Origin of the sequence: Candidatus Nitrotoga sp. AM1P, assembly GCF_013168275.1 — a bacterium.
Lineage (GTDB): Bacteria > Pseudomonadota > Gammaproteobacteria > Burkholderiales > Gallionellaceae > Nitrotoga.
Genome location: NZ_AP019547.1, coordinates 1,284,181 through 1,296,415, shown reverse-complemented (window position 1 = coordinate 1,296,415; position 12,235 = coordinate 1,284,181). Strand labels below are relative to the sequence as shown.

Annotated in this window: 11 protein-coding genes, 1 tRNA gene and 4 pseudogenes; 9 read left to right on the top strand and 7 right to left on the bottom strand. The window is 44.8% G+C overall.

What is annotated here, in order from left to right:
• Positions 1-160: 160 nt before the first annotated feature.
• Positions 161-1,042: pseudogene (locus tag W01_RS14545) on the bottom strand (response regulator); the annotation flags it as partial.
• Positions 991-1,272 carry a Tar ligand binding domain-containing protein gene (locus W01_RS14665; protein ID WP_173052859.1) on the bottom strand — a complete coding sequence of 94 codons (282 nt, stop codon included), beginning with the start codon at positions 1,270-1,272 and terminating at the stop codon, positions 991-993. The gene W01_RS14665 and the pseudogene W01_RS14545, both read right to left, overlap by 52 nt.
• 541 nt (positions 1,273-1,813) lie before the next feature.
• On the opposite strand from W01_RS14665, the gene W01_RS14150 reads away from it, so the two are divergent.
• The 5 genes and pseudogenes from W01_RS14150 to W01_RS05715 all read left to right on the top strand — a co-directional run.
• Complete coding sequence (locus W01_RS14150; RefSeq protein WP_242007050.1) at positions 1,814-2,104, top strand: Arm DNA-binding domain-containing protein; 291 nt, start codon at positions 1,814-1,816, stop codon at positions 2,102-2,104.
• Between the two features lie 137 nt (positions 2,105-2,241).
• Entirely contained in the window at positions 2,242-3,078 is an 837-nt protein-coding gene (locus W01_RS05730) for a tyrosine-type recombinase/integrase (RefSeq protein WP_242007049.1), read from the top strand.
• Between the two features lie 23 nt (positions 3,079-3,101).
• Positions 3,102-3,380, top strand: coding sequence for a type II toxin-antitoxin system RelE/ParE family toxin (locus W01_RS05725; RefSeq protein WP_173052857.1), 279 nt, complete (start codon positions 3,102-3,104; stop codon positions 3,378-3,380).
• 12 nt (positions 3,381-3,392) lie between these two features.
• Entirely contained in the window at positions 3,393-3,695 is a 303-nt protein-coding gene (locus W01_RS05720; protein WP_173052855.1) for a HigA family addiction module antitoxin, read from the top strand.
• Positions 3,696-3,837: 142 nt separating this feature from the next.
• A pseudogene (locus W01_RS05715) lies at positions 3,838-4,044 on the top strand (IS1595 family transposase); the annotation flags it as partial.
• Positions 4,045-4,300: 256 nt separating this feature from the next.
• On the opposite strand, the gene W01_RS05710 reads toward W01_RS05715, so the two are convergent.
• Positions 4,301-4,376: transfer RNA gene (locus W01_RS05710), tRNA-Lys, on the bottom strand.
• A gap of 431 nt (positions 4,377-4,807) precedes the next feature.
• On the opposite strand from W01_RS05710, the gene W01_RS05705 reads away from it, so the two are divergent.
• Positions 4,808-5,215, top strand: a complete 408-nt coding sequence (locus tag W01_RS05705) for an RNA-binding S4 domain-containing protein (protein ID WP_173052854.1) — start codon at positions 4,808-4,810, stop codon at positions 5,213-5,215.
• A 286-nt stretch (positions 5,216-5,501) separates the two neighbouring features.
• Here the strand turns inward: W01_RS05705 and W01_RS14380 are convergent, their stop codons facing one another.
• The 3 genes and pseudogenes from W01_RS14380 to W01_RS05695 form a co-directional block, all read right to left on the bottom strand.
• Positions 5,502-5,879 carry an HDOD domain-containing protein gene (locus tag W01_RS14380; protein WP_256380127.1) on the bottom strand — a complete coding sequence of 126 codons (378 nt, stop codon included), beginning with the start codon at positions 5,877-5,879 and terminating at the stop codon, positions 5,502-5,504.
• Between the two features lie 13 nt (positions 5,880-5,892).
• On the bottom strand, positions 5,893-6,450 hold the full coding sequence (locus W01_RS14375) for an HDOD domain-containing protein (protein WP_256380126.1): 558 nt from the start codon (positions 6,448-6,450) through the stop codon (positions 5,893-5,895).
• 54 nt (positions 6,451-6,504) lie between these two features.
• Positions 6,505-7,662, bottom strand: a pseudogene (locus W01_RS05695) (IS4 family transposase).
• Positions 7,663-8,069: 407 nt separating this feature from the next.
• Between W01_RS05695 and W01_RS05690 the strand changes: the two are divergent.
• Both W01_RS05690 and tnpA read left to right on the top strand, forming a co-directional pair.
• Positions 8,070-8,999, top strand: coding sequence for an SEL1-like repeat protein (locus W01_RS05690; protein WP_173052852.1), 930 nt, complete (start codon positions 8,070-8,072; stop codon positions 8,997-8,999).
• 271 nt (positions 9,000-9,270) lie between these two features.
• A pseudogene (gene tnpA, locus W01_RS05685) lies at positions 9,271-9,715 on the top strand (IS200/IS605 family transposase).
• A 131-nt stretch (positions 9,716-9,846) separates the two neighbouring features.
• On the opposite strand, the gene W01_RS05680 reads toward tnpA, so the two are convergent.
• On the bottom strand, positions 9,847-10,734 hold the full coding sequence (locus W01_RS05680) for a LysR family transcriptional regulator (RefSeq protein WP_242007048.1): 888 nt from the start codon (positions 10,732-10,734) through the stop codon (positions 9,847-9,849).
• Between the two features lie 399 nt (positions 10,735-11,133).
• Between W01_RS05680 and W01_RS05675 the strand changes: the two genes are divergently transcribed.
• Positions 11,134-12,228 (top strand): efflux RND transporter periplasmic adaptor subunit, encoded by a 1,095-nt coding sequence (locus W01_RS05675; RefSeq protein ID WP_173052850.1) that lies wholly within the window; start codon positions 11,134-11,136, stop codon positions 12,226-12,228.
• The last annotated feature ends 7 nt before the right edge of the window (positions 12,229-12,235 follow it).

Below are 12,235 nucleotides of genomic sequence, written 5' to 3'. Positions count from 1 at the left end.
GGCTTGGGGATGGCATCGACTACTCCGAATCACAAAACCTGTCGCTTCTTTTTCTATCGGTGCAGATACGTTATCCATGTGTACTGTGGTAGTTGGATGCTTCGTCAATATATTGTTGGTATTCGCCACTATGACCGGATGTTTTTCTGATTTCACCATGCTATTCAATCCCGATCAATTGTTTTATGGTTGCCAGCAGTTGTGCATCGCTGGTGCGTGATTTCACCATCAAGGAAGCCACGTTCCGGATTTCTTCTCGCTCAATTTCACGGGCTGAAAATACCATCACCGGGATCGGTGGCGTTGCGCCATTTAATAGGGATAAAAGCTCCTGACCCGAACCATCGGGCAAGGTGAGGTCGAGGATTACCAGGTCGTAACGGCACTGCTTAAGCAGGTGCTTCGCCTCGGCAAGCATGCCTGCATGATCGAGATCCGCCATATCGCCTACGAGGCCATGCATCACGTTAAAGATATCAGGATCGTCTTCGACATGCAGTACCCGAGGACGGATGCCGGAAAATCGCCCCACTGCGCGCCTTATCGCCAACACCATCTGCTCTTTGTCAATCGGCTTGGGGATCCAGTCAATGACACTGTACGCCTCGCCGTTCAATTTCAGGCTGCCCGCAATCGCTCGGGCCGAAACCACTACGATCGGTAATTTAGCGGTTTTCTCCTCCATGCGCAGTTCACGGATAAACGCGATGCCGTCCTGGCCAGGCAGCGACAGGTCAAGCGTCATGGCCGCATAATGACTCTGTGCCAGCATGTGTTTTGCCTGTACGGTATCGTAGGCAACATCGGCCACGAAGCCATCCTGTTCCAACATAAAGTGTAGCAACGCGGCGATGAGGCGATCGTCCTCACAAATGAGGATCCGCTTGCTTTTTTCTTCAGTCTTGTCAGAAGAGAAGTCGGCTATCTTTGCCTCTATCGGAAATTCGATAAAGAAAGTGGTCAGCACATTGGGTTCTGAACTGAAACCGATCATGCCGCCCATCTTCTCGACAATCGCCCGAGTGATGGAAAGCCCCAAGCCCGTGCCCCCTTTACCAGGCTAATCGTTATGGCGAGGCGGTTTTTCAATATTAACGATTCAATGTCCATCAGCTGTTGGGGGGCAAAAATGCGGTCGTTATAAACAGTTGTCAGACTGTTTTTTGTGTTGCTCATTCCGAATAGGGCAACCAACTCGGTTCCTGGTAGTATGGCTGTCATGAAACAAAAGAAAAAAATCAAGCGCGATTTAATTGTTAAATTTTTAAACATATTCTTACAAGGGTAATGCCGCATGTAGTGACCGAGACATAAAAACGTTAAGCTCCATGAGTAGTTCCATTGTGCGATTCACTTTGCGCGGCGCAAAGCGAGCTTCCCAATAGCTTGGCGGATGGGAAATAGGGGCAATGGTAGAACGGCATGCACACCTTGTGCCAAGTCACTTGGCGGTTGTGGCTGCTCGACTAGATTGAGTGACCATTGGTTACGGTTAGCTAAAGTCACTAAGATTTAAAAGACTTACAGTGATGCAATTATTTAATTTTATTGGTGGGTTGTGTGTGACTCGAACACACGACCAACGGATTAAGAGTGGTAATAAAACAATTACATGATAGTCTACTAAGTTCATCCATAGTGTTTTATATTGTTTTAAAAACATTGTTTATAATACATATTATTTATTTTATTGAATTCGTAATTCTTTGAAATTCTCCTTGCTTTTTTGACATTTCTTTGAGTTTCCGGTCTGCTACAGGTCTATTAATTTTAAAAGTAGTCTCTAATATTAGATTAATAGAGGAGGTTCAACATGGCTCAAAAATTAACAAAGACCTTTGTTGATTCTACATCGCTCGCTGAAAAGGGGCAGGTCTTCTACCGTGATAGTGAGCTTAAAGGCTTCGGCCTTCGGGTAGGACTGACCAGCAAAGTTTACATTGCAGAAACCAAGGTGAAAGGCAAAGTCGTTAGAGTGACTATCGGTAAGCATGGCGTGTTCACTGCTGAACAAGCCAGAGCAGAAGCTAGAGAAATGTTGATCATGATGTCCAGAGGTGTTAACCCTAACGATGCCACGAAGGAAAAAAAGTTCGCGGCGTAACTTTAGAGCAAGCGTTTACTGATTTCCTCGATGCGCGCAAAGCGCTTAAATCCCGTACGATTTACGATTACAAGCGAATCGTCGGAACATATCTTGCAGATTGGAACAAGAAACCTATAGCTGAAATCACTAAGAACATGGTTGCAAAGCGCCATACTCAACTTGGTATCAAAAGCGAAGCTCAGGCAAATCTATCCATGCGCTTTCTGCGCGCGTTGTTTAATTTCGCGTCTGGTCAGTATGAAGACAGTAAAGGACAAACCTTGATTGCAGAAAATCCGGTCAAGCGCCTTACCCAAACTCGCGCCTGGTATCAGGTAGAGCGCTGTCAATCGGTTATCAAGCAGCATGAACTTGCCCCTTGGTTCAAGGCCGTAATGAACATTAAAAATGATTCACTTGGCAAAAACCGTGAAACGATCAGAGATTATCTGCTTCTTGTGCTTTTCACTGGACTTAGAAAAGAAGAGGCTGCTTGCCTAACTTGGGCTAATGTCGACTTACAAAACAAGATATTAAAAGTGACTGATACAAAAAACTACTTGGATCACACTTTGCCATTATCCGATTTTCTCTTTAATCTTTTTCAGCAAAGAAAAGCCAGTGTGGTAAATGAGTATGTTTTTTCGGGATCAGGAGGGATTGGACACATCACAGAACAGCGCAAACAAATGGCAAAAGTAATTCAAGAGTCCAGCGTTACCTTTACGATCCATGATTTGCGCCGCACCTTCATTGCTATTGCTGAAAGCCAAGATATTTCAACCTATTCATTGAAGCGTCTTTTAAATCATAAAATGAATAATGATGTCACTGCTGGATACATCATTAAAAACGTAGAACGATTGAGAGATCCGATGCAAAAAATTACCAGCTATTTACTCAAATGTATTGGCCTCGAGCCCTCTGCCGAAATTGTTATTTTACCTACGAAAAAACGCACTGGCCAAAATATCATTACGCTTGACGTATAGCATAAAATTCTATACATTTATTTATGATTAAATCCTTTCGCTGCAAGAATACGGAAGCCCTCTACCAAGGCAAGCGCGTAAGGAAATTTGAAGCCTTCGCAATGCAGGCAGAAAACAGACTCGAGATTTTGGACAATGCCAAAACCATTCATGATTTGATGGGATTGCCTGGCAACCGCTTTGAATCATTAGTCGGAGACCGAGCTGGACAGTACAGCATACGCGTCAATCAACAATGGCGCTTATGCTTCGAGTGGAAAGATGCGGACGCTTATAATGTGGAAATCGTTGATTACCATTAAAGGAGACAGAACATGAGTAACAAAATGCGGGCGATTCACCCCGGCGAAATCCTTAAAGATGAATTATTCGAACTCAATCTTTCGGCTAATGCCTTCGCCAAGGCGCTGGATGTACCCACAAACCGGGTTACTACAATTTTAAATGAACAGCGAAGCGTTACTGCAGATACTGCTCTTCGTTTGGCCAGATTTTTTGGAACGACGCCGGATTTTTGGATGAGTCTACAAGCTAGCTACGATGTCAAAAAAGCGATTGCAGCTGCTGGCAAGGAAATTGAGAAGAACGTTATACCAAAAGAACTTTTGATTGCTTAACTGCATATAAAAACGACATGTTCCTTGAGGAAAAAGATTATTTAAGGAAGCGCTGATTAACTCGCGTTTCAGAATTCGCCACATTTAAGAATCAATTAGTTATGTGTGAAATTTTGAATTAATCAGCGCTTCCCTAGCTGCATCAGATATAGGTGGTATTTCTGCTCTGCGGCTTTCCAAACAAATCGGCATTTCGTGGATCACCGCCAGCCGGATGCTGCGCAAGATACGCATACCTATGAAGCATCGCGATAGCCTCTATCGCCTGCAAGATTTGATCGAGATGGACAATGCTCTAGTAGGTGGCCGACACAGTGGAAAGCGGGGGTGTGGCGCTGAAGGAAAATCGTGGCAGTTGAGAACTGGAAATAATGTGCCGAAAGTCTTTGAAATAATCGCAGAGAAACGCACGCTCCACTACTGCGCTAACCTATTGAAATATTGGGGGGCGTCAAGGACTTTAACCACGGACTAAAGGATTATGAATCAACTATTTAAAAATTTCACAAAACGAGTAGCCTCAGGTGATTTACTCAATAAGTCTACTATAGGTCTACTAAGTTAAATTATAAAGAGTGTGTATTATGGTAATAAATTGATTTTATTGGTGGGTTGTGAGCGACTCGAACGCTCGACCAACGGATTAAGAGTCCGATGCTCTACCAACTGAGCTAACAACCCAAAAGATAAATCTGAGAAGCGAATTGTAGGGAGAATAGGGAAATTGTCAATTTTTTCTGTTCAGGAATCCGGGCCTTGGTGAATTTTTGTGCCGGATTATTGTGCTATGTTATAGTTCCTATTAAATAACTATTTTTTCAGTTTTTTGGTCATGAGGTTTTGAGGCAAGAACAAAAATGCTACACAATCAATTAATTATATTGATAACAGGTTGTCTGTAATTAATCGCAGTCAAAAAATCAAGAGCGGAACCAAAGTGCATTATGAAGTTTTTAATGATCCCAATAAGAAATCCTCTAATAAATTAATCTAACCTGTATCGGTTTTGGCATGATTCAAAGAAATAAATTTAATGGACGGGTTGGGTTAACAACTAAATTACTTGCTTGGAACGCTGTCTTGGTTTTCTATCCTTCACAACCTAATAATTTATGAATACCCTTGACGAGAAAAATGATAGCGTCAAATTTCGCATAGACAAATGGCTATGGGCTGCACGCTTCTTCAAAACACGATCTTTATCTGTAGATGCTTTAGAGTGCGGCAAGGTTTTATGCAATGGTGTGCGTGTTAAGCCTGCAAAATCGGTAGCAGTAGGCGATATGCTTTCTATCCGCATTGGACCATATCAATTCTTAGTAGAAGTATTAGCGCTTTCCAGTAATCGAGGGCCAGCTCCCCAAGCACAGATGCTTTACAGAGAGACGGAAGAAAGTCTCCGGCGCAGGAAAGATTTATCTGATGAGTTAAAAGCACAGCCGATGCCCACTTTTCTTAGAGGAAGGCCGACCAAACGCGATCGAAGAGAAATTGAAAAACTTAAGGGTAGTGTTTGGTAATATGCACATTGAGCACTTGGTAAAGATATTGTTCGTTCAAATTCTTGTTCTAAATTGAAATTACATCGTATCTTCTACATTTCCAGCGTTTGATTAGTCAGCTGATGTACCAGTGGCTGCACTGGGTATTTGAAGTACACGGAATATCCAGCTGTACTTAATAGTGGCCACAATTAGCAGTGCTAGCATGCCATGCATGTCGGCGTACCGCCTCATTCGTTGTATGCATAACAAATGGAAACAATTGAACACTGATTAGTGGAATGTATTGGAAGCTATTTGATCATCAATATACTGCCGCCGCCTGTTCCGCCTGTTCCGCCTGTTCCGCCTGTTCCGCTTGTTCAGCTACTTGTACACTGATTTCCTCTGCCTTACTTGGATCGATGCCCAAAACTTCCCAATCCTCGTCGCTGATGTGGGTATCGACATGTTCATTAATACCAAAGGAAGCCAGTAATTTTTCTGCCAGGCTGATCATGTACACTATTGGTTGTCCCGCTGCCGCTTCGGCTACATCCGATGTATGGTGGTAGCGTAGCACGGCAATAATCTCATCCGGCAGACTCCAGTGGCGCGCTAGCTCCGCACCTAATTCGTCGTGGCATATTTCCAGCATTTCCCGTTCTATACTCAGATCAGGACGATCAGATTTTGCTGACAAGAGGGCATGCAGGTCATCGCTCCGTTTTGGATCCAGGAAAGCGAGCGCAAGATAGCAGTATGCCAGCCAAAAAAACTTGATCATCCTTAGGGCGGATTTTTGCGGGCATAGCACGGGCGATGCCGAGCATGGCAAACGCAATACCAAAGCTATGCAACCAAAGATCCTGTGCCTTAAATTTACCCGTGGATACTTTGGTCGACAAGGACATGATGGCGATGCCAGTTGCAATCGATTTAACTCGGTTCATGCCCAGCAAGATCGCAGCTTCTTTTACTGACGTTGGTTTTCGTGTGGAGCCAAGCATTGCTGAATTGGATAGTCCGATAATTTTTGCTGAGATCTGCGGGTCTTGCTCGATCAGCATTAACATTTTCCGTTCGTTTTCGTCACTATTGATCTGTAGCGCCAGCAGTTTTTGCGCAATGACCGGCATGGCGGGCAGCGCATCAATATTCTTGACAATTTGTCTAATATCACTATGTTGGCTGCTGGAGGGGGTAGGTGCGCTGCTGGTTTGTATATTTATTCCAACTACTTTATCTATGGTGGATTTAAGTTCGAAGTGCAACAGGTAATGCTAGCTTGGTGTAGCGCACCTCTACCTCAAATCAGTAGTGTCCGGTTAAAAGTCGAACAAATTTAGTTGGTTATAAAAACCCGTCTGATTTGGGAGCTGCCCACTGCCTGCGAAGGCTTGGGATAGCTGGGTTTTCTCAAAAACAGACACCGATAAAATCGGTAGCAAAGAATAGAGAGAGGCATCAAGTTTAAGCTCCTTTTTGACAATGGCAATCAGCACGTAAGTAGCGACAGCGCACCAGATTTGCGTCTTCACCGCATTCTCGCTGTTGCCGATGAAACGCTTGATGCGCAGATGCTGCTTGATCCACTTGAAGAACAGCTCGACTTGCCAACGGCTCTTGTACAGCGCGGCAATGGTCAACGGTGTTGTTGGTCAGGAACACCCATGTCTTGCCGGACTCCGGGTCTTTGAAACGGATGCGTCGCAACTGCTCGGGATAATCCTGCAAGATGTAGAAACCGTTCATCGCGATGCGCTGATCGCAGATGACGCCGGTGTTCCGGTCGGTTGGTATCGAATACACCCTGCGCGCATCCATGCCGCGCTTGGCTCGGGTCACGAAGAGCGCGCCTGCCTGGTGCAAAGCGAACAACCGACTGAAATCCAGATAACCCCGATCCATCACATAGAACGCACCGGCTTCGATAGGCAATATATCCAGCACGTTGACATCGCCCATCTTGCCATCCGAGATATGGATGAAAGCTGGAATGTTGCCGCACAGATCCAGCAGGGTATGCAGCTTGATCGCCGCCTTGGTGGAGCGGAATGGTGCCCATGGAAACAGCGGCAGACACAGGTCGATGGTTGTGGCATCCAAGGCGTAGACGGTATTGTCCAAGTCGATACCGAAGCTGTCGTTGCAGTACAGCTTGCGCGCATGCCGGATGAGCAAGGCGGCCAAGTCCGCCCAGATGCGCCAGTCGCGCCCTTCGTTGGCATCGGCCAGTGTCGACCGTCTGATCGGCGAACGAAAGCCCATGCTGTACAGCTTCGTTCGATTCGCCAGCAAACAGTTTCGATATCGCGCAGACTCTCGCGATAAGTCAATTGCGCGAAGGCCATGGCGCGAAATTGCTCGGGGCAACTCAAGCTGCGCACTCTGGAATCGCCGCCATAGCGATCTACGATCCGCGCAAAGCTGGTCCACGACACAAACTCCATGAGTTGCGCGAACAGCGTCTTGCCCAAGTTCATCGTTCATCTCTAGAGGGTTTAATCTCTGGAAGTTACTCGAACCGGAATATCGGTAAACTGATTTCAAATCGGCACCAAAATAAATTGCTCTGCAAACCGCGCCAATACTCAGTCTTGGCTCTTAAATTTGTTAATTAACCGGACACTACTGACCTCGAATAGTACTTCATGCTGCGACCTAACATCCAGTAATGTGAGGCTGGTAGTTGAGTGGTTCTATGGCTTGTTACATTTGCTCCTTACATTACGTCAATGTTCGTAATACCCTGCAATTAGCGCAATCGTTTAATATTATGGAATAATTTTCGGGAAGGAAGGTGAGCTACAATATACTGTAATTGTTCATTTTGCTTTAAATTGAATTCAAGGAGAAAAATTATGTGGTTATCAATGGGAAGGACGGTTTCATGGCAGCACTGACATCTCAAGATGTTGCAAAAAACTTTGAGGATGGGATGAAGTTTGTCGACCGTAAGGACTACACAAAAGCTGCTGAATCCTTAAAAAAAGCTGCGGAGCATGGGCATGTGGAAGCGCAGTTTTATCTGGCAGGCATGTATGCCGATGGTCAAGGGGTTAAAAAGGACTATCAACTGGCTATGCATTGGTATCGTAAGGTCGCAGATCAGGGTTTCGCGGAGGCTCAATTCAATTTAGGAGTTATGTATTACAAAGGTCAGGGCGTTACACAAGACTACGAGCAGGCTTTGCACTGGTATAACAAGGCGGTAGAGAAAGGAGATGCATTGGCGCAATACACGCTAGGTCTTATGTATGAAAAAGGCCAAGGCGTTACGCAGGACTACAAGCAGGCTGTGTCTTGGTATGGCAAGGCAGCAGAGCAGGGTATTGCGCAGGCCCAATACAAACTGGGCGTTATGTACGAAGAGGGCAACGGCGTTGTGCAGGACGATGAGCAGGCTGTGTCTTGGTATGGTAAGGCAGCAGAGCAGGGAGTCGTACATGCGCAATTTAAACTCGGATTCATGTATGACAATGGCATAGGCGTTCCTCAGGATACCCAGCAAGCTATATTTTGGTGGAACAAGGCAGCAGAGCAGGGCGATGTGGAGGCCCAAAATAATCTGGGAGTTATGTACGACATGGGCTTGGGCGTTCCCCGGGACTATATTGAAGCGCATAAGTGGTTCAATATTGCTGGTGCAGGGGGTAAGTGGTTTAAAGTTGCTGGTGAATGGGTCAATAACATCGCTGGCATGGGTGATGATGAAGATATAGGAAGCGGGCTGGGAATTGTGGAATCGTTCATGACGCCAGCAGAAATTGCCGAAGCCCAGCGACGGGCCAGTGAATGGATGAAGAAACATAAAAAGTAATACGTTATTTCGGAGGGGTTTGGGTTCCTATCCAATCTCATCCTGAAGTAGATTTTCTAATTACTGGAAAGGGCAAATTTTAAAGAATGTGGATGCCATGGATTGCCGCGGGCACGGCATTACTACATTTTCCGGATTCCGGTGGTAGGAACAAGTCAGTATAAATAAGCTACCGTAAGAATGAAGTCGGTTATTTATAGTTGCGCAATCCGTTCAATCTCTTGGGTATGATTCCTCGCGGCTTGCCGCGACTTTGACTTAAACTGGATGGATGAGTGAATACATTCATTAAGAAGCATAATGTAACGGTATTGCTGTACCACATAGTGTGTCCAGCGAAGTATCGTCGGATGGTATTCAGTAAAAAGGTAGAGGATGGGTTAAGAGACGTATGTATTGAGATAGAGAAGAGGTATGAGATCAAATTTTTAGAGATAGGTGCGGATGAAGAGCATGTTCATTTTTTGGTGCAAAGTGTACCCACCAAGTCAGTGTCAGAGGTGGTCAGAGTAATTAAGAGTATAACGGGACGAGAGATATTTCGTAGATGTCCAGAGGTCAAGAAGCAATTGTGGGGTGGAGAGTTTTGGACAAGCGGATATTTTGCAAGTAGCGTTGGGAAGCATGGTAACGAAGAGATGATTATGAAGTATGTAAGTGGTCAAGGTAAGGTATACACAAAGATACATGAGGATCGTCAACTGGCGCTGTTCTGATACCCCGCGGCTTGCCGCGGGGTAATTCATTTCTGCCTCCTGCATGAACCGGTGCACATGCACCGTGACATACAGTATGCACGTCGGAGTGGCTCACCAGATGAGCTACCAACATGATTTACGAACACAGCCTAATTAAAACACCTTGCGCGCATAAATGAACGCAAGCTTTCCAGCACCTGCTGTAAAACAATGGAATCACTATTTCTAGGAAATATCATGTAAGCGGGTAATTTAATCTGCGTACTGCCAGGTACAAGAAACAATTTTTTAGTCTGAATTAAAGGTTCAGCTATGCGTATAGGTAGAAAACATGATCCGCCATTGTTGACGATTAGCTGTAATCCGAGCCAGCCGATATTTACAACCTGGGGGGGATGTTCCATATCGGGGTAATAGCTATTATGCAATTCGTAAAATGTCGGCCCCCAGTCTACATAGATATAATCTTCATTTGGCCAAGGCTTATCCGGGTCAGTGGTCACCAACACCATTGTTTCATCAAATAAATACTCAATCTGAAGGCCAGGGCTTTGTTGTGGTGTGTACATCATGCTCACATCCATTCTGCCTTCGATAAGCCCGCGAATTAAATCTTCCTCAAAGCCAATTTCGCTACGAATAGAAATATCCGGCGCTAGAATACGCAATGCGCCAACCCACCGGGGCAGCAATTCTTCCCACAGGGCAATCCGGGCTCCTACAGTAATACTGGCGCGGAAGCGACTGGGCAACTTAATATCATGCCGCGCTTGTTCCAGTGTTAATAAAAAAGATTTCGCATGACGAAAAAAACGTTGTCCTGGGAGTGTTAATGTTACACCGGAGCGATTACGCACAAATAGGGTAACGCCAAGATAGGCTTCCAGTCTTTGTATGCGTGCGCTGACAGTTGATTGAGTAACATGCAGTCTATTGGCAGCTTCAATAAAGCTGTTATTGGCGACCACACCCAAAAAAGTTCTAATTTGATCTATATCCATAAGATTAGTATCGGATATATCGATACTAAAGTCCAATTAAAATCGTTTGTCTAATGCCACACTCATAATTTACATTACCAGTGCATTGAGCTTAGGGGCACCTCTAAAAATTCATTGTCTCTGTACCGGTACGCGCAGCTGGGTAAGTTGCGCGACCCAATTTTGGGTGCATCGATGAAGTGGCTGAATAGAAGGAAAGAAAAATTAAAAAACTTTATCTGGTGGCATTCAGGTTTGTAAATGACACATCAAACTGGTATGCCATAACGACTTTGGTAAACCCTATATTGGCGGTTGAAAAAAACAATATAGGTTTCGATGAGATTGCCACCATGCTTAACATGGGTGTTGTGAAATAGGGCTTGTAATCCATCGTCAAAGACAAATTCCCTTAACGAAATACTTTGCTCACTTGTAATGTAAAGGCCATAAAAAATGATCACTAAATCATCCGTAGCTCTAGGCTTAATCGCCACCCTATTATTGAGTGGATGTCATCTTAAGGCAGAAACTGGGACACATGAAGAGATGCCAAAATATGCGGCAACTACACCGTTCCGTGAAGACACTTTCGTCATGAAAGACTATGTCTGTCAGATTCAGGCCATTAGGCATATTGATGTACGCTCTTTGGAAAAGGGCTACTTACAGGATATTTTTGTGGATGAAGGGCAATTGATAAAAAAGGGACAGCCTATGTTCAAGATCATGCCCAATATCTATCAGGCAGAACTTCTTAAAGCGCAAGCCGAAGCGCAGAATATGAACATCGAATACCTTAATACCAAAGGCTTGGCTGATAAGAATATCGTATCGGCCAATGAATTAGCTTTGGCAAAAGCAAAATTAGACAAGGCCAAGGCGGAAGTGAAAATGGCGGAAACCCGCTTGGGTTTCACCGATATCAAAGCCCCTTTTGAAGGGATTATGGATCATTTAGCTGTCAGGGTCGGCAGCCTTCTCGATGAAGGTGCGGTGTTGACGACACTGTCTGACGTCAGCCAATTATGGGTCTATTTCAATGTCCCAGAAGCCCAATACCTAAATTTTAAGACGCAAAAAAAAGACAAAATCGGTGAAGAAGTACAGCTAAGAATGGCAGATGGCGAGATTTTCAATCAAAAGGGTGTCATTGAAGCAATTGTAGGTGATTTTAATAATACCTCCGGTAATATCCAATTCCGTGCCTTGTTCGCTAACCCGGACAAAACTCTCAGGCATGGTGAGACAGGAACAATTCTAATGGCCAAGCCTTACCCAAACGCCATGCTCATCCCCCAAAAAGCGACGTTCGAAATCATGGATAAAACCTATGTCTACGTTATCAACAAAGAAGAAAAAGTAGAGCAAAGGCTGATCCATATAGAGGCCGAATTGCCACAAATGTTTATTGTTAAAGATGGTCTGAATGACGGTGACAGGATTTTGCTCGAGGGTATACGCAAAGTACGCCCCGGCGAGAAGGTGACGATCGATTTAAGACCACCCCAAAAGGTTCGCTCAGGTTTGATGAAGATGTTTACCGAGTAACCTTTTA

Coding starts and splice junctions, on each gene's coding strand:
- W01_RS14665 (WP_173052859.1), bottom strand. CDS start 1,272: ATGTTTAAAAATTTAACAATTAAATCGCGCTTGATTTTTTTCTTTTGT.
- W01_RS14150 (WP_242007050.1), top strand. CDS start 1,814: ATGGCTCAAAAATTAACAAAGACCTTTGTTGATTCTACATCGCTCGCT.
- W01_RS05730 (WP_242007049.1), top strand. CDS start 2,242: ATGGTTGCAAAGCGCCATACTCAACTTGGTATCAAAAGCGAAGCTCAG.
- W01_RS05725 (WP_173052857.1), top strand. CDS start 3,102: ATGATTAAATCCTTTCGCTGCAAGAATACGGAAGCCCTCTACCAAGGC.
- W01_RS05720 (WP_173052855.1), top strand. CDS start 3,393: ATGAGTAACAAAATGCGGGCGATTCACCCCGGCGAAATCCTTAAAGAT.
- W01_RS05705 (WP_173052854.1), top strand. CDS start 4,808: ATGAATACCCTTGACGAGAAAAATGATAGCGTCAAATTTCGCATAGAC.
- W01_RS05690 (WP_173052852.1), top strand. CDS start 8,070: ATGGCAGCACTGACATCTCAAGATGTTGCAAAAAACTTTGAGGATGGG.
- W01_RS05675 (WP_173052850.1), top strand. CDS start 11,134: ATGATCACTAAATCATCCGTAGCTCTAGGCTTAATCGCCACCCTATTA.